This window comes from Sorangium sp. KYC3313, from assembly GCF_052075895.1.
GTDB classification, from domain to species: Bacteria; Myxococcota_A; Polyangia; order Polyangiales; family Polyangiaceae; genus Sorangium; species Sorangium cellulosum_B.
The window spans coordinates 5,419,525-5,438,582 of the sequence record NZ_CP197255.1 but is presented as its reverse complement, the minus strand read 5'-3'; the positions used below and the strand labels follow the sequence as shown (position 1 = coordinate 5,438,582).

18 protein-coding genes are annotated in these 19,058 nt (G+C 71.4%); 13 read left to right on the top strand and 5 right to left on the bottom strand.

All coding sequences use genetic code 11. The features are described from left to right. Window positions 1–3 precede the first annotated feature (3 nt). The 6 genes from ACSRUE_RS21300 to ACSRUE_RS21275 all read left to right on the top strand — a co-directional run bounded on the left by ACSRUE_RS21300 (window position 4) and on the right by ACSRUE_RS21275 (window position 6,225). Complete coding sequence (locus ACSRUE_RS21300; protein ID WP_441292589.1) at window positions 4–1,368, top strand: MATE family efflux transporter; 1,365 nt, start codon at window positions 4–6, stop codon at window positions 1,366–1,368. A gap of 206 nt (window positions 1,369–1,574) precedes the next feature. Continuing rightward, entirely contained in the window at window positions 1,575–2,198 is a 624-nt protein-coding gene (locus ACSRUE_RS21295) for a glutathione S-transferase family protein (RefSeq protein WP_441292588.1), read from the top strand. 213 nt (window positions 2,199–2,411) lie between these two features. Continuing rightward, entirely contained in the window at window positions 2,412–4,055 is a 1,644-nt protein-coding gene (gene xseA / locus ACSRUE_RS21290) for an exodeoxyribonuclease VII large subunit (RefSeq protein WP_441292587.1), read from the top strand. 4 nt (window positions 4,056–4,059) lie between these two features. After that, window positions 4,060–4,371: an exodeoxyribonuclease VII small subunit gene (xseB, locus tag ACSRUE_RS21285; RefSeq protein WP_441292586.1), complete on the top strand. Its 312-nt coding sequence runs from the start codon at window positions 4,060–4,062 to the stop codon at window positions 4,369–4,371. 18 nt (window positions 4,372–4,389) lie between these two features. Beyond that, window positions 4,390–4,941 (top strand): tyrosine-protein phosphatase, encoded by a 552-nt coding sequence (locus ACSRUE_RS21280; protein ID WP_441292585.1) that lies wholly within the window; start codon window positions 4,390–4,392, stop codon window positions 4,939–4,941. Between the two features lie 195 nt (window positions 4,942–5,136). After that, window positions 5,137–6,225, top strand: a complete 1,089-nt coding sequence (locus ACSRUE_RS21275) for an oxidoreductase (protein ID WP_441292584.1) — start codon at window positions 5,137–5,139, stop codon at window positions 6,223–6,225. A 12-nt stretch (window positions 6,226–6,237) separates the two neighbouring features. Here ACSRUE_RS21275 and ACSRUE_RS21270 read toward each other — a convergent pair whose 3' ends face one another. Beyond that, entirely contained in the window at window positions 6,238–7,788 is a 1,551-nt protein-coding gene (locus ACSRUE_RS21270; protein WP_441292583.1) for an outer membrane protein assembly factor BamB family protein, read from the bottom strand. A gap of 91 nt (window positions 7,789–7,879) precedes the next feature. Beyond that, window positions 7,880–8,149: a hypothetical protein gene (locus ACSRUE_RS21265; RefSeq protein WP_437766019.1), complete on the bottom strand. Its 270-nt coding sequence runs from the start codon at window positions 8,147–8,149 to the stop codon at window positions 7,880–7,882. Between the two features lie 22 nt (window positions 8,150–8,171). Here ACSRUE_RS21265 and ACSRUE_RS21260 point away from each other — a divergent pair, with 22 nt between their 5' ends. The 4 genes from ACSRUE_RS21260 to ACSRUE_RS21245 all read left to right on the top strand — a co-directional run bounded on the left by ACSRUE_RS21260 (window position 8,172) and on the right by ACSRUE_RS21245 (window position 14,360). After that, the gene (locus ACSRUE_RS21260) at window positions 8,172–9,041 is read left to right on the top strand and encodes a hypothetical protein (RefSeq protein ID WP_441292582.1); all 870 of its coding nucleotides are present in this window, start codon (window positions 8,172–8,174) and stop codon (window positions 9,039–9,041) included. Continuing rightward, complete coding sequence (locus ACSRUE_RS21255; RefSeq protein ID WP_441292581.1) at window positions 9,038–11,233, top strand: hypothetical protein; 2,196 nt, start codon at window positions 9,038–9,040, stop codon at window positions 11,231–11,233. The genes ACSRUE_RS21260 and ACSRUE_RS21255 overlap by 4 nt, the downstream gene beginning before the upstream one ends. After that, entirely contained in the window at window positions 11,230–13,791 is a 2,562-nt protein-coding gene (locus ACSRUE_RS21250) for a helicase HerA-like domain-containing protein (protein WP_441292580.1), read from the top strand. Before ACSRUE_RS21255 ends, ACSRUE_RS21250 begins: the two co-directional genes overlap by 4 nt. Window positions 13,792–13,961: 170 nt before the next feature. Further along, window positions 13,962–14,360 carry a hypothetical protein gene (locus tag ACSRUE_RS21245; protein WP_437766015.1) on the top strand — a complete coding sequence of 133 codons (399 nt, stop codon included), beginning with the start codon at window positions 13,962–13,964 and terminating at the stop codon, window positions 14,358–14,360. 18 nt (window positions 14,361–14,378) lie between these two features. Here the strand turns inward: ACSRUE_RS21245 and ACSRUE_RS21240 are convergent, their stop codons facing one another. Then, complete coding sequence (locus ACSRUE_RS21240) at window positions 14,379–14,741, bottom strand: hypothetical protein (protein ID WP_437943070.1); 363 nt, start codon at window positions 14,739–14,741, stop codon at window positions 14,379–14,381. A gap of 19 nt (window positions 14,742–14,760) precedes the next feature. Between ACSRUE_RS21240 and ACSRUE_RS21235 the strand changes: the two genes are divergently transcribed. Continuing rightward, window positions 14,761–15,192, top strand: coding sequence for a hypothetical protein (locus ACSRUE_RS21235; protein WP_441292579.1), 432 nt, complete (start codon window positions 14,761–14,763; stop codon window positions 15,190–15,192). Beyond that, on the top strand, window positions 15,189–15,725 hold the full coding sequence (locus ACSRUE_RS21230; RefSeq protein ID WP_441292578.1) for a hypothetical protein: 537 nt from the start codon (window positions 15,189–15,191) through the stop codon (window positions 15,723–15,725). The genes ACSRUE_RS21235 and ACSRUE_RS21230 overlap by 4 nt, the downstream gene beginning before the upstream one ends. A 54-nt stretch (window positions 15,726–15,779) precedes the next feature. Here the strand turns inward: ACSRUE_RS21230 and ACSRUE_RS21225 are convergent, their stop codons facing one another. Together ACSRUE_RS21225 and ACSRUE_RS21220 are read right to left on the bottom strand one after the other, a co-directional pair. After that, window positions 15,780–16,133 carry a DUF1428 domain-containing protein gene (locus ACSRUE_RS21225; RefSeq protein WP_441292577.1) on the bottom strand — a complete coding sequence of 118 codons (354 nt, stop codon included), beginning with the start codon at window positions 16,131–16,133 and terminating at the stop codon, window positions 15,780–15,782. 211 nt (window positions 16,134–16,344) lie between these two features. Next, window positions 16,345–17,151: a helix-turn-helix domain-containing protein gene (locus tag ACSRUE_RS21220; RefSeq protein WP_441292576.1), complete on the bottom strand. Its 807-nt coding sequence runs from the start codon at window positions 17,149–17,151 to the stop codon at window positions 16,345–16,347. 484 nt (window positions 17,152–17,635) lie between these two features. On the opposite strand from ACSRUE_RS21220, the gene ACSRUE_RS21215 reads away from it, so the two are divergent. Then, window positions 17,636–18,844 (top strand): hypothetical protein, encoded by a 1,209-nt coding sequence (locus tag ACSRUE_RS21215; RefSeq protein ID WP_441292575.1) that lies wholly within the window; start codon window positions 17,636–17,638, stop codon window positions 18,842–18,844. Window positions 18,845–19,058 lie beyond the last annotated feature (214 nt).

Below are 19,058 nucleotides of genomic sequence, written 5' to 3'. Positions count from 1 at the left end.
CTCATGGGCGAGAGCTCCAGGGTTGAAAAGCTGGGGACCGAGCGGGTCGGGAAGCTGCTGCTGGAGATGTCTTCCCAGACCACGTTCTCGCTGCTGGTCTTTACCATCTACAGCCTCACGGACATCTACTTTCTCTCCGTGGGCGTCAACGCGCTGGCCGCAGCCGCGGCCTCGATCATCTCGCCGGTCCAGATCGCCCTCGGCGCCGTCGCCACGACCGTCGGGGCCGGCGGCGCCTCGGTGGTCTCCAGGGCGCTCGGCGAGCAGGACCTGGAGAAGGCCTCCCGGACGGTGGCAAGCACCTTCCTGATCTTCTGGACGGCGGCGCTCGCCATCACGGTCCTGGGCTCGGTGTTCATCGAGCCGCTCGTCTACCTGCTCGGGGCCACCGACAGCGTCGCCCCCTATGCCATCGAGTACGGGCGGATCATCTTCCTCGGCGCCGTCGCCGGCACCGGCTACTCGGCCATCGTCAGGGCGGATGGCAACGCCAGGTACTCGACCGCCATGTGGATCATCCCGATCTGCGTCAACATCGTCCTGTGCTGGCTCTTCATCCTCGTCTTGCAGATGGGCGTCTCCGGCGCCGCCCTGGCGACGGTCTGCTGCCAGGTCACCTCGGCCGGCATGGGCCTCCACTTCTTCTTTTTCAGGAAGAACCGCTCCTATCGCATCAAGGCGTCTTATTTCAGGCCGGACTGGCCCATCATCATCGAGGTGGTGAAGATCGGGTCCCCCTCGCTCATCAAGAGCGCCAGCGTCAGCCTGATCGCCATCGTCACCAACAACCTGCTCCGGCGGATCGGCGGCGACAGCGCGCTGAGCGTGTTCGCGATCGCGAGCCGGCTCTACTCCGGGCTGCTCGCGCCGCTGACCGGCATCGTCCAGGGGATGCAGCCGCTGGTGGGGTACAACTTCGGCCAGAAGAAGCTCGAGCGGGTGCGGGAGGCCATCCGGCTCTCCCTTGGCGCCGCGGTCGTCTATGGATCGCTCGTCTGCGGCGTCTGCCTGGTGATGCCGGCCGCGCTGATCGCACTGCTCTCCAGGGAGAGCGCGATCATCGCGGAAGGGCAGACCGCGCTGCGGTTGCTAGCGCTCTCCTATCCCCTGACGGGCGTGGCCATGGTCACGGCGTCCTCGTTTCAGTCGATCGGCCGGGCCAGGGAGGCGCTGCTGCTCACCCTCGGGGGCATCCTGCTGGTCAAGCTGCCGGTGCTGCTGCTGGCCTCCAGCCTGTTCTCTCTGACCGGCATCTGGGCCTCCGAGGCGATCTCGGAGCTGATCCTTTGCGTCGTCTCCTTCGTCCTGCTGAAGAACGCCCACGCGGGTTCTGGGCATGGCATGGCGAGAGCGCCTGACGCGGGCTGAGCCTGCCTCCGGACCGCGGAAAAACGGCGCAGAGGCCGTCTTCGTACCACGAATGTGCCCATTGACACTCGTCGCGCGGTGCGGCTATACACTCGGCCATTCGCCTGCTGGTTGGCACCGTCCGTCTCAAGACACAGCAGGTCCGGACGTAAGTAAACAAAAGCAACGATACCAGCCGCAGCGCGCGGCTGAGGAGGGAGGCATCGATGAAGCTCTATGAATTCGCTCCTACCCGCTCGATCCGTGTGCGCTGGGTGCTCCAGGAGCTCGGCGTGGAGTTCGAGTCCATCCAGGTCAACCTCCGGGCCGGCGAGAATCGCCGCCCCGAGTTCCTCAAGCTCAACCCGGCCGGCAAGCTCCCCGTGCTCGTCGACGGCGACCTCGTGCTCACCGAGTCCGTCGCCATCGTGCTCTACCTGGCCGAGAAGTACCCCGACAAGGGCCTGCTCCCTGCAGACCCCGGGGAGCGGGCCAAGGTCAACCAATGGCTGCTGTTCGCGGCGACCGAGCTGGAGCAGCCGCTGTGGCGCATCGCGCGTCACAAGTTTCTGTATCCGGAGGACAAGCGCCTGCCTGCCGACATCCCCGTCGCCTGCGAGGACTTCAAGGCCATGGCAGGCGTGCTGGAGAAACACATGGAGCAGCGGCAGTTCGTCGTCGGCGACCGCGTGACGGTCGCCGATCTCGTGATGGCCTACACCCTCGACTGGGCCAACGAGGCCCATCTCCTGGACGACTTCCCGCAGCTACGGGCCTACATGGATCGGATGTACGCCCGCCCGCACGCGGCCCCGCGCATCGCCCAGGCGCTCGCCAACCTCAAGGGGTGAGGGGCAGGTGGCTGGAGGAGCTCTCGTCCTCCAGGCCGAGAGCCTGCTCACCGCCGCCGTGCCGCGGGCCCGCGCAGCGCGCGCTCGGCCGCCACGCAGCGCACGCTCGGCCACCACGCCGCGCAGCCGCGCGCCCCGACAGGTCGGCCGGGAGATCCCCCGCGATGCCCGTGCGCGACCCGCGATGCCCGCCCGCGGTGATAGAGTGGCGCGATGAGCCGCCGCGTCACCAGCGACGGGACCGGGACCCTCCAGATCCACTTCGCCTTCGATCGCAGGCTGGTGGACGTCGTGAAGTCGCTCCCGTCCCGCCGCTGGAATCCCGAACAGAAGACCTGGCGCGTCCCGGAGACGCACGTGGTCGCGGTGGTGGAGGTGCTGCACGCCGAGGGGTTCGGCTTCTGCGAGGTGACGCAGCGCCTCTACCGGGAACGCGGCGGGGCCCTCGCCCTCGACGAAGGGGGCGTCACGCCGATCCCCACCGAGGAGCCGGCCCGAGCCGATGAGCCGCGCAACGGGGACGCGCGGCCGAGGCCAGCGGTGGCCGCCTCCGACTTCACGGTCTCGAAGCTCAACGGGCAGGTCCGCGCCGCGCTCGAGGCGGCGTTTCCGGCCTCGATCTGGCTGGTGGGCGAGGTCTGCGGGTACAACCGGGCCGCCCACAAGAGCATCGTCGGCTTCGAGCTCGTGGAGCGCGACGCCCTCGGGAAGGAGATCGCCCAGGTCAAGGTGACCCTCTTCGAGAGCGCGCGCGCCGAGATCGAGCGGCGCCTCGCCGCGGCGGGCGACCCGTTCCAGATCGAGGACGAGATCCAGATCCGCGTGCGCGGGCGCGTGGAGCTCTACGTCCCCTGGGGCTCGTACCGGTTCCTCATCGAGGACCTCGACGTGGGCTACACGCTCGGCGAGGCCGCCCGGCGCAGAGAGGAGATCTGCCGCCGGCTCGCCGAGGAAGGGCTGCTCGATCGGAACCGCTCCCTGCCCTTCCCCGCCCTGCCCCTCCGCGTCGGCCTCGTGACCAGCCTGGGCTCGGACGCCTACAACGACGTGCTCGGCACCTTCAGGGAGTCAGGCTTCGCGTTCCGCGTCGTGGCGCACGGGGTCCGCGTCCAGGGGCGGCAGACGGAGCCATCGGTCCTGAACGCCCTCGACTACTTCCGGGCGCGCGCCGCGGAGCTCGACGTGCTGCTGATCTGCCGCGGCGGCGGCTCGCGCACCGACCTCGCCTGGTTCGACTCGGAGCCGATCGCCCGCGCCGTCGCCACGTTCCCCCTCCCCGTGGTCGTCGGCATCGGCCACGAGCGCGACATCTCCGCGCTCGACTTCGTGGGCTTTCGCGAGAAGACCCCGACCGCCGCGGCCGCGATGCTCGTCAAGCGGGTCTCGGACGCGAGGGATGAGGTCGAGTCGTCGCTCCTGAGCATCCTCGACCAGGGCCGGCGGGTCCTCCGGTCGGCCTCGTCGGATCTCACCCGCCGGGCGGCCCGGGTCCCGCGCTCCGCGTCGCTGCTCATCGCGCGCCGCGCGGGCCAGCTCCAGGAGGCGGTCCGCCAGCTTCGCCAGGGGGCGAGGCGCGATCTCGACGCCGCCTCGCATCGGGTCGACGAGATGGCCTCGCTCCTCGGCCCGCGCTCGTCCCGGCGGCTGGCGCTCGAATCCGAGCGCCTCGAGTCGCGCGAACGGCGCCTGCGCCTCCTCGATCCGCGGCGCGTCGTGGAGCGGGGATATGCGATCCTGCGCACGACGGAAGGGGCGGTGCTCACCGACGCGGCGCGCGCGCCCCAGGGGACGACGCTCATCGCCGAGCTGAAGCGGGGCGTGCTGCGGGTTCGCTCGGACGGATCGGAGGAGACATAGGGTCATGGCAAAGCCGAAGCGCGGGACGAAGGAGCTGTCCGACGGGGACACGACGAGCCCGCAGCGCGCCGCAAAAGAGGTCTCCTATGGCGAGGCGTCGTCGCGCCTCGAGGAGATCTTGCAGAACATCGAGGAAGGCCAGGTCGACATCGACGCGCTCTCCGCGCTCGTGAAGGAGGCCGCGGATCTGGTGACGCTCTGCCGGCAGAAGATCCATGCCGCGGAGATCCAGGTGCAGACCATCACCGAGCAGCTCGAGCGCGAGGCGCCGGTGACCACGGACGCGGACGACGAAGACGACGAAGACGACGAGTAGGCAGGCGCGGCGACCCCTGTGAGCGCGACGTTCCGGCCCGCCAACTACCGGGATGTCGGCGAGATGCTCGGGCTCTGGCTCGACGTCTCGCCGATCCCTGCCGGCCGCCTGCTCCGCGGCGGGCGATTCGACCTCATGACGACGGCGAGCGATCTCGGTTTCCCCGGGACGATACTGAACCTCCGGCGCGGCGCCGATCCTGGTCACCTCGCGGGAATCAAGGTTGTCCACGTCGCCGCGGAGGACGACATCGAGAACTACGACACGCGGCAGCGACGGGTGAGGAGCTGGATAGGAAAGGCTCTTTCCTCGCTCGCGGCCCCCGCCCTCCCCTGGCCCGTCTACGTCCACTGCACCTCGGGGAGGGACCGGACCGGGGTCGTCATCGCGGCGGCCCTGCTCGCGATCGACGTGCCGCGGCAGGTCGTCGCGGAGGAGTACATGCTCAGCGACGGAGCCGACCGCATCGCCATCGAGCGGGCCATCGAGGGTATCCTGGAGTGGCTGCCGTCCGCCGAGGTCGACAGGGCAAGGCTGCGGAGCGCGCTGACCCCGGGTGGAGGCGGCTGAGCCGCCGACACGCAGGGGTCTCCGCTCGGACCATCGAGGCGACCCAGGTCGAGGTCGCGCCGGATCGGCAGGCGCGCGTTGCTGCGGCCGCAGCAGGATGCGGGATCCCTGCCCGGCGCGCAGCAGCGGCGCGCACGGTCGCGTCCGCACGCAACCCGCAGCCCGCGTGGCCCGGCGAGTGCTACTCATCTCCCCGTGACCTCACCGCTGCTCTCTCCTTTCTCTTTCCCGAACGGCCTCACCGCCAGGAACCGCGTCTGGCTCGCCCCGCTCACGAACGGGCAAAGCCATGACGATGGCTCTCTGGGCGACGACGAGCTGCGCTGGCTCTCCTACCGCGCCCGCGGCGGCTTCGGCGTCGTCGAGACCTGCGCCGCCCACGTGGCCGAGGACGGCCAGGGCTGGAAGGGCGAGCTCGGCGTCTTCGCCGACCGGCTGCTGCCCGGCCTCCGCCGGCTCGCGACCGAGATCGCCGCCCAGGGCGCGCTCGGCCTCGTCCAGCTCTTTCACGGGGGCCTCCGCGCCAATCCCCAGGTCTCCGGCCTGCCCACGTGGAGCGCCAGCGCCGTCGCCGAGCCGGACCTCCCCGTCCCTCGCGCCGCCACCGAGCAGGACCTCCTCGCGGTGATAGGCCGCTTCCGCGACGCCGCGATACGGGCGCACGCCGCCGGCTTCGCGGGCGTGGAGCTGCACGGCGCCCACGGCTACCTCCTCGGCCAGTTCCTGTCCGCCACGCAGAACCTCCGCACGGATCGCTGGGGCGGCGCGTGGGAGAACCGGGCTCGCCTCCTGCGCGAGACCCTCCGGGCGGTCCGCGCCGCGGTGCCCGCGTCCTTCGTGGTCGGCGTGCGCCTGTCGCCCGAGGACTGGGGCCAGGCCAAGGGGCTCGACCTCGACGAGAACCTGACGCTCGCGCGCTGGCTGGCCGAGGACGGCGCCGACTTCCTGCACCTCTCGCTGTGGGACTCGAGCAAGCCCTCGCAGAAGCGCGGCGACACGCACCCGCTGCCGCTGTTCCGCGCGGCGGTGGGGGCGAGCCTGCCGCTCGTGGTCGCCGGCGGGGTCTGGACGCGCGCCGAGGCCGAGGCGCTCCTCGACAAGGGCGCCACCGGGGTCGCGCTGGGGCGCGCCGCCATCACCAACCCCGACTGGCCGCAGCGGATCGCCGACCCCGCCTGGCAACCCCGGAGACCGCCGCTCACGCGCGCCGAGCTGTACGAGCGCGGCGTCTCGGAGACGTTCGCCGGGTACCTGCGGAGGTGGAAAGGCTTCGTGGCCGACTGACGGCGGGCAGCGCTACGGCAAGTCGAACGCGAAGAGCGTGTTGCCCGGCGTGCCGATGCCGAAGCTCTCGTAGCCGCTCCCCCAGAACACCGTACCGCGCACCACCGCCGGCCCGGCGTTGACGGAGCCGTCGGCCGGATGGCTCCAGAGGACGTCGCCCGTCGCGGCGTCGAGCGCGTGGACGTCGCCGCTCATCGAGCCGCCGTAGAGCACGCCGTTCGCGACCGTCAGCGGCCCCCTGGTCTGCGCGCCCGGCGTGGGATCGGGCGTCTGCCACAGGATGTCGCCCGTGGCGGCGTCGAGCGCGCTCCACGAACCCCAGTTGATGACCTCCCCGGAGGGCTGCAGCGTGTACTCGACCTGGCCGTTGTTGCCGATCGGCACGTAAATCCTGCTCTCGTCGACGGCGACTCCCCACATGATGCCGCCCAGCTCCCCGCCGGGACCGACCAGCGTGCTCCACACCACGCTCCCGTCGTCCCGATCGAGCGTCCAGAAGATACCGCTCTTCTGGCCGGCGCCGACCAGGTCGCGGCGCTCCGCCCCCTGGCCGGCCGTGAAGAGCGTGGCGCCCGTGCCGAAGTCGTAATCCGGGCCCGCCGGATCGGGGCACCAGTCGCCGCCGAAGTAGCAGGCCCCCGTCCAGGCGTCGAAGCCCTGGAGCCGCCGCGCCCACTTCAGCGCGCCGGTGCGGAGGTCGAGCGCGAGGACGGCGTCGATATAGTCGTCCGGCGCAAGGCAGGCCTCGGCGGCGACGGCGTCGTCGCCGGCGGCCTCCACACACGCGGAGACGGACGGCGGCACGGTGTAGTTGTTGCCGGTGGTCACGTACAGCGTGCGGCGCTTGAGGTCGATCGCGGGCGCGCCGCCCCACACGGCGCCGCCGGTGTAGCCGGCGGGCACCGTGTAGCGCTTCCAGAGCACCGCCCCGGTCCCCGCGTCGAGCGCGACCACGCTGCCGCGGAAGCTGCAACACGGATAGGCGTTGTCCGCCGCGAAGAGCTCCTCGCGCGAGGAGACGCCCACGTACACGCGGCCACCATGCACGACGGGAGACTGCGTGATGATCGCCGCGGGGTGCGTGTCGAGCTGCCTCTTCCACAGGAGCGCCCCGGTGCGGGTGTCCACGGCGATCATGTGCGCGCCGGCCAGGGTGCCGAGGAACAGCGTGTGGCCGTGGAGCGCGGGGGTCGTGCGCGAGACGGCGCCGGCCGTGCCCGTGAGATCGGCGATCGTGCGCGTCCAGATCGGGTGCCCGGTCCTGGCGTCGAGCTTGTACAGCTTGCCGCCCCCGTCCGGAAAGTAGACAGCGCCGTGGTCGACGGCCGGCGTCGCGGGGACGATGCCGGTCGTGGTGAAGGCCCACTTCACGGCGAGCGATGCGACGTTCGATGGCCCGATGTGGTGCTCGTCGCGCGCGTAATGCGTGTTGGCCAGATCGTAGCCATAGACGGTCCAGCGCCCGGCGCCCGTGCCCATGGCCGTGCTCCCCAGGACGACAGTGAGCAAGGCAAGACATAGGGCGGCCCCGATCGCGGACCGGACCCAGAAGATGCGTTTCATGGTGCTCCTCCCGGGGCATCGAGGTGAGCGGCGATCGGCCACCCGACACGCCAGTTCCGTCGCCTCTGCAGCACGAGGCCCCGAGTCTACGTCACGCGGAATCGAGCTGCGTGTCAATCGGATAGAGAAAGGCGGCGCGGCGGCGCGGAGCCCCTTCCCATGGCTGGATACCGGGGTAATCTCGACCCCTCGGGAGGTGGGCCACGAACCGGAACAGCACATCGAGTCCGCGCTCGCGGGCGACGACAACGAAGACCACTGCTGCGAGGAAGAGCAGCGCCGAGGAGCCGAAGAAGGCCGCCGCGCCGCGTAAGGCCGCCGCGCCGAAGGCTCCCGCGAGGCAGAAGGGCGCGGCGCGCAAGAAGGAGGCGCCGCCCTCGCCGGTGCCGAAGCTCCTCGGCGTCCTGGAGTCCCAGAAGCAGCTCGGCGGCGCGTCGTACCCGCCGACGCTCGAGCGGCTGACGGAGCTGGCCGGTGACACGCTCGCGGTGACGAGCAAGGCGCTCAACACCAAGGAAGCGAAGGCGCGCTTGCTGCTCTCCCGCGCCGCGGGAGGCAAGAAGAAGCCAGCCCCCAGCGCCACGCTGGTGCTGCTCGCGGAGGACCTGGAGGCGGTCGCGCAGTCCGATCGGCTCCTGGAGGTGCAGCTCCAGTCGGCGCGGACGGCCGACGCTCCCGCCGTCGACCTGGCGCAGCTCCCCAAGGGCCTCGTGTCTCCGCTGGGCCGCGCGTTCAAGGCGGCGCTCGCTCAGCGCCTCGCCGAGCGCCGGCTCCCCCGCACCATCGGCGCCTTGACCGGGAAGAAGCCGCTGCTCTTCTTCCTCGAAGACGCCGTCCTCCCGGCCGCCGGCGCGCCGGCGCGACCCGCCGCGGCCTCGACCGACGGCGCCGCCCGCCGCGCGGCCCCCGACGGCGCCGGCAACGCGATCTCCAACGGCCCCGGCACCTCGGCCCCGAGCGGCCCCGGCGCGCCGGCCATCTCCTTCGCCGATCGCTTCGACGCCGCCTTCTCCTCGCTCGACCGCGCCTCCGGCCGCCTCAACTACGTCACGCTCCACGCGCTCCGCACCGCGCTGCCGGACATCCCGCGCGCCACGTTCGACGAGGAGCTCGCCGCGCTCCGGCGGCAGCGGCGCTACTCGCTCGACCCGTCCGACGGGCGCCACCACCAGATGGCCGAGGCGGAGCGCGACGCCGGCATCATGGAGGCCGGGAACCTGCTCGTCTACGTGGCGCGGAGGGACGACGCATGAGCGAGGAGCCGACGTTCGAGCGCTTCCTCGCCGCGGTCCGGGGCACCAACCCGTTCCGCAGCCACCGCATCACCGACGTCGGGGGCGGCGAAGCCACGGTCGAGTCGATCCACAAGAGCGCCTTCACCAAGCTCGTGCGCGTCGTGCAGGACGCCGCGAAGGAGCCGATCAGCATCGGCGCGCTGCTCATCGGCGCGCCCGGCGTCGGCAAGAGCCACCTGCTCGCGCGGCTGTTCCAGTGGGCCGGGGAAGACAGGGCGACGGTCGTCTACCTGCACAACATCCTCGCCTCGCCCGAGCGGATGCTCCGGTACGTGCTCAACGCGACCGTCAGCGACCTCGCGGGGCACCGCGGCAGCGACTACACGCAGTCGCGCCTTTACACCGTCCTCAACCGCGCCGTCATCCGGACGGGCGCGCTCAAGGGCCGCAGGATGATGACGGGCCCGAAGGAAATCGAGGCGCGCAAGGAGGCGCTGGCCCGCCTTGGCGCCAAGATCGACCCGCAGAACGCCGTCATCCCCGTGCTCAACGCGTTCCTCACCGGGACGTCGCACGCGAGCCTCGGCGACGCCGGCGCCGAGAAGCGCGCCCAGGCGGCGGTGCTCTGGCTCTCCGGCGAGACCCTCGGGCCCGACGAGGCCCGCCTGCTCGACCAGGCGGCCGGAGAGGACGGCCTCGCCCTCGCGGACGACGCCGCGGTGGAGCGCGTCCTCCACGTCCTCGCGCACCTGTGCGCCCTCGCCGAGCTCCCGCTCGTGCTCTGCCTCGACCAGATCGACAACCTCGACGCCGAGGCCGTGCGCGCCCTGATGTCGTACGCGCACGCGCTGCTCGACCGGGCGAAGCACCTCGTCGTGATCGTCTCGGGCGTGAAGCAGTCGATGCTCTCCCTGCGCACCGGCGAGGTGATCCCGGCGGCCGCGTGGGACCGCATCGCCGAGCGGATCCTCGAGCTGCACATGGTCTCGCCGGAGGAGGCCCGCGCCATCCTCGAGGGGCGGCTCGACGCCGCGCTCTCCGGCTTCGAGGAGAAGGAGATCGAGGAGCTCAACGCCGCGCGCAAGCGCGATCGGCTCTTCCCGCTCGGCAGCGGGTGGCTCGAGCGGCGCCTCGACGGCGTGCAGGAGCTCCGGCCGCGGGACGCGATCCTCTGGGCGCGCGACCGCTGGGAGGCGCAGCAGGATCGGCTCGCGGCCGTCGGCGGCAAGCGCTGGCTCAAGGAGTGGCCCGGCCCCGAGGTCGGGACGAAGGAGCCGGACGGGAGGCTCGAGGACGCCATCGACGCCGAGGTGAAGAAGAAGCTCGTCGAGGGCACGACCCGCCGCCGGCTGCAGCAGGCGTCGCTGCCGCCCGACGAGGACAACCTCGCGAGCCTGACGCACCACCTGCTCGCCAGGTGCGCCGGAAAGGGCGCCTCGACGCTCCTGAGCGTCGAGCACGCGACCGCGAAGAGGCGCGGCAAGGCCGCCCCGGCGCACCACCTCGTGGCCAAGGAGAAGCGCGCGGACGGGGTCATCGTGACCACCGGCGTGACGTTCCTCTGCGCGCCGAGCGGGCACGGCGCGCGGCTGCCGCTCCAGCGCATGGTCGAGGACACGAAGCACACGGACAAGCGCATCCTGGTCACCGACGAGGAGCGCCGGCCGCTGCGGCTCGGCGGCGCCGGCAAGGCCGCGTACGACGCGCTCTGCAAGCTGGGCCGCCAGCGCTTCCTCCACCTCCACCTCGACTTCGCCGGGCACGCGGAGCTCGACTCGCTGGTCGGGCTCCTCGGCGCCGCGAGGAGCCACGACCTCGAGATCGAGCACCCGCGCGGGCAGTACCGCAAGGTGACCGAGGCCGAGGTCATGGCGTCCTTCGAGCGCCAGAGCCTCCTGCTCGCGCACCCGCTGCTGCGCGAGCTGCTCACCGAGGAGATCGTGAAGGGCGGCGGGGACTCGACGCCGCCCCCGGCGTGGGATCCGCAGCAGACGCGGGAGCACATCATGGCCGAGCTGTCGTGGCGCCTCGGCCTGATGGCGAAGGAGCTCGCGCAGATCTTCGCGAGCCGGAAGAAGCTGCACGAGAGGCGCTTCCCGGAGGTGTGGTCGCACATCAAGAAGACGGCGCAGGCGCTCCATGACGAGGGCCACGTCCACGCGACCGCGACCGACGACGACCTCTTCGTCCAGCTGCGGGGCAAGAAGTGAGGCTCGTTCACGTCAACGTGACCCAGCTCCGCGTCGCGGCGACGTGCCCGAGGCTCCACTGGTTCGACGCGCGCGCCACGGCCGAGCGGCAGGACGGGCGGACGGTCGTGAGCCGCATCTGGCGCAAGGGCGGGGAGGCGCCGGGCTGCGGCGCGCTGTTCCACACCGCGGTGGAGCGCTTCAACGCCGCCGCCGCGAGCTCGGACGAGGTGCTGGCGGCGCTGGAGGCCGCCGGCGACGCCCCGGGCCTCCAGCAGGCGCTGATGCGCTGGTTCAACGCCTCCTGCCTGAACCTCGACGCGCTCGCGGCGCGCCCGGTGCCGCTGCGGCTGGGCTTCATCTCCGCGGTCCAGCGCTACATGGAGGAGCTCGCGCGGCTCGCGGCGCACGCGAGGGCGGCGGGCCTGCCCGCGGCGGAGCTCCGGGCGCAGCTCTTCGGAGACTCGCGCAAGCGGGTCGACGTGACGTTCCACGTGGGGGAGGACGTCCACGTCCACGTGACCGGGGCGATCGACTACGTGTACTTCGATCCGCGGCTCGGGAAGCACCGCATCGTGGACTACAAGCTCACGCCCGCGACCTCCCCGAACAGCGATCTCTTCCAGATCTTCACGTACGCGCTGATGCACCACCACCAGCACGGCACCCGGCCGGACGTGGCGGTGTTCTACCTGCACCCCACGCGCAGCGTCCGCGAGGCGCGCTGGGAGGAGATCGAGGCGAAGCGCGGCAAGGTCTACGAGCTCATCGCCAGCATGGTGGCCTGGTCCGACCACGCGGTGGGCGCGGGCGGGCTCGCGCCGCCGGGCGACCGCGCGTACTGCGGCGGCTGCAAGCACGAGCGCTCCGGGGCGTGCGTCGCGCAGCTCGGCCACAAGGACGTGGGCGCGTGGGACAGGCGCTGGACGGCGCTCGAGGCCACGCGCGGCGGCGGAGTGCCGGAGGGGCGCGAGCCCGCCGCGGCCAGCGCGCCGGCGGCGGACGAGCCGGCGGCGGACGAGCCGATGGTGGAGGACGATCCCGAGCTCGACGAGGCGCTGGCGGTCGTGAAGCCGGCCGTCGAGCGCCCGAAGCCGGCGCCGGCGCCGGCGCGCGGCCGCGGGCGAAGGGCGCCCGCGGAGGCGCCGCCGGGCGGTACCAGCGCCAGGCCGGCGGAGGCGCCGCCAGGCGGTGCCAGGCCGGCAGACGCGCCGCCGGGCGGTGAGCGCTCGACCCCAGCTGCGCTCGACCCGGGAGCGAGGCCGCCGGAGGCCCGCACCGCGAGCGTCACCGGCATGCTCCTCGGCTTCGACGACGGCGGCTCGCCCGTCTGCGTGGACCCTGCGGTGCTCCGGACGCACGTCTCGGTCGTCGGCGCGGCGGGGAGCGGCAAGACGTGGATGGCCAAGGTCATCGCGGAGGAGGCGCTGCGCGCCGGTGTCCCCGTCGTCGCGATCGACCCCCAGGGCGATCTCGTCCAGATGATGGAAGCGCGCCCGCCGTCCGACGTGCCGGCGGAGCTGCACCGCGCCTGGGAGGAGCTGAGGGAGCGCATGGAACCGCGCATCCTCACGCCCGGGTCGTCGCACGGCCAGCGGCTCTGCCTCGACCCGCTGCGGCTCCCGAGCGCGGGCGAGCTCTCGCACATCGCGAACCCCGCGCTCCGCGCCGAGGAGGAGGAGGGGTTGCTCGTGGCGGTGGCGGCCAACCTCGTCAGCCTCTGCGCGTGCGGCGGCGAGGAGGAGTCGCAGCGCACGTTCCTCTACCAGGTGCTGCGGCACCTGCCGCGCGCGGCGCCGGTCCGGCTGAGGGACATCGTGGCCGCCGTCACCGCACCCGAGGACCTGGGCATCGACGAAGTCGACAGCCTGATCCGCAAGTCCGAGCGCGAGCGGCTCGCGCGCAAGCTCAACACGTTCGTGCAGGGCCCGTCCGCGCGGCTCTTCTCGGGAGGGACGCGCCTCGACTTCACCGAGCTGCTCCGGCCCTCGAAGCCGGGGCGCGTCCCGCTCAACGTCGTTTACCTGAACGCGCTCAGCAACGACGACGAGAAGCACTTCTTCCTCGCCGCCCTCGCGACCGAGCTGTACCGCTGGATGATCACGACCGTGGACGCGACCTCCGGCGGCGTGAACCTGCTCTTCTACATCGACGAGGCGCGCGACTGGATCCCGGCCGGCGGCAGCAAGCCGCCCGCCAAGCAGCCGCTCATCCGGCTCTTCACCCAGGGCCGGAAGTACGGCGTGGGCTGCTTGCTGTGCACCCAGAGCCCTCGATCGGTGGATTACAACGTGTTCGGCAACACGAGCACGAAGCTCATCGGGCGGCTCGAGGCGGCCCAGGACGTGGAGCGCGTGATCGACTGGTTCACGATCGAGGGCGGGGCGCCTCCCTGGGTCGCCGCGCGCAAGGGGGCGCCGAAGGGGAGCTTCGTCGCGCGCTGGCCCGACATGCCCGCGGAGCTCGCGGGCCGCGCGTTCAAGGGACGAACGCTCTTCACGCGCCACGCCGGCGCATGGTCGCCCGACCGCGTGGAGCGGGCCGTCACCGAGGCGGGGCTCCGTGGTGCGGGCGGGTGAGACGCCGGGCGCGGGCTCGGTCGACGCCTTCTCACCTGCGCCGCGAGGCGCTCGGTTCCGGCATCGCCCCATGCTTCGTGGGCGAGTTGATGGAGTCGGCGCCACTCGCCCTGGCTTCCGGCTCCGGATCGACTTTTCGTACCAGAATGACATCTGGCAGGGAGATCGACATGGCAAACGGAAACCCAAGGAACCCGACGCTACACTTCTGGGATGTGCCAGCGGCGCTCCTCGGGCTCGCAGTGGCTGGCGCGCTCGCTCGGATACCGCTCTTGGGAGAGTACGGTCTCCTGTGGATCGGAGCTCCGACCGCATTCGTCGCCTTGCGGCGTCTGGCACTACCCCAGCTCACGCCGGCGGCCACTGCGCCAAAGCCGAGTCTCTCCATCTGGCAGAGGCTTGGTGCCTACTTCTGCCTGATCCTTGGGGGTGTCATCACCTTGATTGCCGGCATAGCGTTCTATATCAACGCGACGAGGGAGACACGTCCCGAGTTCACATGGCAACTGCTTCTCCCCATTGCGATTGGCGGCGCGCTGGCTATGGTCGGTATCCGACGACTGACGTAGCCCATCCGTACCGGCGCCTTACCGCGGTCTGTCATCTGCCGTCGCGGAGCTTGTGGCCGGCGACGTGGCCCGGTTGCTGAGGACGCGCGACACGAGCGCGAGCAGCATCTCGCGCGCGTGGCCGCCGTCGACGGCTGGATCGCGCAGCCGGATCGCCTTGCTGCCGTCCAGCACGGCGAGCAGCATCGTCGCGAGGGCCGCCGCCGGCAACGTGTCGTCTACGCGGCCGGCGGCCTGTCCGCGCGCGAGCTCGGTATCGGCATCGTCGCCTACCGCGTGCTCGCCGACGAGCTGCTCAGCGGCGCGACGGCGCCGAGCCCTGGCGCGCACTTCGTGGCGCGGCGGCGCGATCGTCGGCGATCGGTACCCCTCGTTCGTCATGAAGTACGCGGCGCGCTGAATGGGCGTGGATTACCCGCCCTGCTTGCCGGCGCCCCCGCGGCGTGCCTTGATCGCGCGCGTGACGACGGGGTTCTTCGAGGCGCGTGGCTTTCGTTTCCGGCTCGATCGCGAGGGCGCCGAGGTGAGCGGGGCGCCGACGCGCGCGGTCCAGGCCACCATCGACCCCGGCGAGGCGGGCCTCGACGGTGACGAGCCCCTGGCCGAGCTCCTGGGCCGCCGGCTGTCGGCGCTGCTCGGCGCGCCGGTGAGCGACGAGGAGGGGATCTTCGACCTGGCGGTCGAGCGCGATGGGGCCGTGGTCGCGGCCGTGCAGCTCTCGTGCGGCGAGGACGACGAGGACGTGCTCGAGCTGCTCGGCGAGCGGTCGCCCTCGCTCCCCGTGCGCGCGCTGGTCGAGGCGCTGGCCGAGGCGCTGCGGGGCCCGGGGTGACGGCGCGCGCGGCGCGCCAGCACGGCGTGTCGGTCCAGGTGAAGCCGATCGAGGACGGGTTCCTCGTTCCGCCCGGACATCCTGGGGCGGGTGAGGTCACGGCGGGCCGCTTCGTCATGCTTCCGGTCCCTGGCGTCGAGCACAGCCCTCAGTTCTTTCGCTACAGCGCCGCGCTCCAGGGCGCCCCCCGTGCCTCCGAGTTCTTCGTCCTGATCGCCACCCCTTTCGGTGATCCGTCAGCCGCCTCTCGAGCGCTCCCCCACCTCGAGCGCGCGTTCCCGTCCGCGACTGTCGCTCTGCTGCTCGACGCTCGGACCGGCTGGGCTCGCGCCAGCGTCTCTGCGCTCAACGATGCAGGCCGCAAGGAGCTCGCTGCCGGCTGCGTGGCCGCCGTCCTCGCCAGTGCGAGCTGGGACGAGTCCGACCCCATCCTCGTGGAGCTGGACGAGGCGCACTTTGCCGTGAGCCTCGTCCACCACGTTGACCTCTGGGATGCGGTCATCGATACCTACCCCATCGACGCCTCGCCGTAACCGGCCCTGGGCCCCCTGAGCGGGGGGGCGGGCTCGCGGACCGCCGCCTCCCGGTCAGACGTCGACGAGGACGTCGAACCCGCCGTAGATCATCCGCTTTCCATCGAAGGGCGAGTCCTCGTTGTTCATCTGCATGCGCGGGTCCTCCATCACCTTCTTGTTGCCCTCGTCCCGCACCGCCTTCGAGGGCCAGACGATCCACGAGAAGACGACGACCTCGCCTTCCTCCGCCTTCACCGCGCCCTTGAAGTCGGTGATCTTGCCGTCGGGCACGTCGTCGCCCCAGCACTCGACGACGCGGATCGCCCCGTGCTCCTTGAACACCGCTGCGGCCTTCTCGGCCAGATCGCGATAAGCCTGCTTCTTGCCCGCGGGCACGGGCACAACGAAACCGTCGACGTAGCTCATCGTTGTTCTCCTCTCGTTCGGCCCCGCTCCAAACGGCCCACCGCCGCGACCCGCGCGGCGGCGCGCCGACCTGCTCGGGGGCCGGGGGTGATGCCCCACGCGATCGACGAAGGCAACTTCGCTGCAAGGCCGCCCGGCGGCCGCGCCCGACGGCTCACGGCGCTCGAACCGGCCAGAGGGCGCGCTCGGCGCGACAGGCCTGCCGGACGGATCACCCAGGGCGAGGCAGCGCGCGCTCGCGGGCGCGCCACGCGGCCGGGGCCACGCCGTGGCGGCGTCGGAAGAGGCGGCTGAACTGGCTGGCGTCGGCATAACCGACCCGCTCGGCGATGATCTCGACGAGCTCGTCCGTGTCGCGCAGGCGACGCCGCGCCTCGGCGAGGCGGCCTTCGAGGATCCACGCCACCACGGAGCGGCCCGTCGACCGCTTCACCGCGGTCGTGACGTACGCGGGAGATCGGCGCACCGCGCGGGCCACCTCACCGAGGGTCAGCGGCCCCAGACAGCGCGCCTCGATCACGGCGAGCGCCTCGGCGACGATCGAGGGGGCCTCGGGGGGAGCTGCGTCGCGCGGGGCGGCGCGCACGATCTCGGCGAGCACGAGCCCGAGCAGGCTCTCGGCCACGACGGGCAGCATGCCCGAGGACCGCGACAGCTCGCGCTCGAGCTCCTCGAGCAGGCCGAGCACGTGGGGCTGCCTGCTGGTCGGCAGCTCGACGACCGGGAAAGCCCCGCGCCGGACGCGATCGAGCGGGGCGAGCAGCTCCTGAAAACGATCCTGAGGGAGGCACGAGCGACAGAAGGCCACGCCGCGCAGATCCACCTTGCTCGCCGTGAGCCACCGGTGGGCATCGCCGGCCGGGATGAGGTGGACCTGGCCAGCCGTCAGCTCCAGCTCGCCGCGGTGCTCCACCCGCATCCGGCCGCCGAGGTGAAAGGCGAGGACCGAATAGGTGTGCACGGCGGCGCGCTGCACCGGGCGGAGCTCCGGCGCGCGACAGGCATGTACGTGGATCACGCCCGCCTCGAGCGCGTCGACTGTAAGCTGCGACTCAATGGCCACCGTCGCAGGGTAACACGCGTTGATGGGACAGGCTCCTGGACTGACCAGGCGCTCGAGGCTCCCTCGGTCCGGCAGGCGACGCGGCGTCACACAGCGGCGGCACCCGGCGCGCATCGGCGACCTGAACCCCACGGACACGCACACCATGGCAAACGGATCGTGCACGGCTGAGCTCCCTTGACAGCCGGGGATCGATTCGTTTTTTCTGAAACTTGCGAGGTCACCCGGGGGTCCTCTTCGCGGCGCGCCGCAACCTCGCGCGGACGCCCGAATCACCGTGATCTAGATCAAACATGATGGCTGCGCGCGCGGTTCACGCGCGCGTACCTCGACCGGCGCGATCACGACACCGTGTTCGCTCCGGGCGACGCTCCCCTGTCAGACTCATCATCAGGGAGGGTTTATGAATCACATATTCAATTCTCATCAAGGCGTGTTCATGGCCTGTCTCTTCCTCCTCATCCCGCTGCTGGGGGCCGCGGGTTGCGCGGGGGAGGAGGAGTGGGACTCCGGCGAGCTCGTCGCGGTCGCCGCCCAGGCGCACCGGGCCCAGAGCGGCGAGCAGCTCTTCGAGAGAGCGACCTTCGGCGGCAACGGGCGCCGCTGCGTGACCTGCCACAGCGAGGAGACCGGCACGATCTCCCCGGCGGACGTGCAGGCGCGGTACGCGGCCAACCCGAACGATCCCCTCTTCCGCCCGATCGACAGCGACGACGGCGTCGGCGACAGCTACACGCGGCTCCTCAACGAGGCCACGATCCGCTTCGAGTTCCCGCTGCCCCCGAACGTCTGGCTCTACGACGACCCCGCGGCCACGAGCGTGACCCTCTTCCGAGGCGTCCCCTCCGTGAAGAACTCGCCCGCGCTCGATCCGCTCATCACGTTCGATGCCCGTGAGCCCGACCTCGAGACGCAGGCCGCGAACGCGATCCTGACGCACTTCGAGCCGACGGTCACGCCCACGCGGCGGCAGCTCGAGAAGATCGCCGATTACGAGCGGACGCTGTTCAGCTCGCGAGAGCTGCGCCGTTACGCGCACGGCGGGCCCGAGCCCAAGCTGCCTCGCGGCCACACGCCGTCCGAGAAGCGCGGGCGCAAGCACTTTCTCCCGAACGGCGTCTGCGGCCAGTGCCACAGCGGGCCCATGCTGAACACGAGCAGCGAGCAGTTCCCCTTCGGGGCGTTCACCAGGATCACCGGCGTGCTGACCGGCTTCTCGGGCGAGGTCCTCGGCACCTCGGAGGTGCGGCCGACGCCGAACCCGATGCGTCGCTACGCCATGGCCTGCCCGTCGGACGGGAGCGGCCTCCTCTGCTCCGATCCGGACCTGTACTTCCCGCTCATCGCCGTCTACCAGCCGAGGCTCGAGAACGGCGTCTTCTCGATGCTCGCCGCCGATCCGGGCGCCGCTCTCGTCTTTGGCACCCTGGACGTCCTGGGGGACGGAAAGACGACCTCCCTCTGGGGCATCAACGAGACGGCGCCCTATTTCCACGACAACTCGGCCCCTACGCTGGAGGACGTCATTCACCACTACAAGCTGGCCTTCGAGGCCGCCCCGATCCTGGCCGCCCCGATCCTCGGGGGACGCACGACCCTGACCGCCCAGGAAGAGGCGGACATGGTCGCCTATCTCAAGCTCCTCTGAGCGGAAAAGCGAACATGACGGCCTCCGGCAATGTCGCGCCCTCGACGCTGCTGGCGACGGACCAGGCAGGGAGCCTCACGGATCTGGGCTGAAGCGCCTACAGGGCCGTGGCCGAGATGATCGCCGCGCAGGTGATGGCGGACCCCGCGCTCAAGAAGAATTTTCTGAAGTGCATGCCCAGCGGTGACGGCGCCGCGTGTTTGCACGACACGAT